Origin of the sequence: Streptomyces viridosporus (genome assembly GCF_002078235.1) — a bacterium.
GTDB classification, from domain to species: Bacteria; Actinomycetota; Actinomycetes; order Streptomycetales; family Streptomycetaceae; genus Streptomyces; species Streptomyces viridosporus.
Map to the genome: position 1 here is coordinate 1 of NZ_MSGP01000338.1, position 220 is coordinate 220.

Below are 220 nucleotides of genomic sequence, written 5' to 3' on the forward strand. Positions count from 1 at the left end.
TCAAGTTCCAGCGCGCCTCCCAGCTGACCGTCAACGCCTCCCCCGAGCCGGTGAAGAAGGGCAAGACCATCACCGTCACGGGCAAGCTGTCCCGCGCGAACTGGGAGACCGGCAAGTACGCCGGTTACACCGGCCAGTCCGTGAAGCTGCAGTTCCGCAAGAAGAACTCCACCACCTACACCACCCTCAAGACCATCAAGACCGACTCGAAGGGCAACCT

The 220-nt window shown here is 62.3% G+C and carries 1 pseudogene; it reads left to right on the forward strand.

The window, feature by feature from the left end:
• A pseudogene (locus tag B7L92_RS23505) lies at positions 1-220 on the forward strand (calcium-binding protein); the annotation flags it as partial.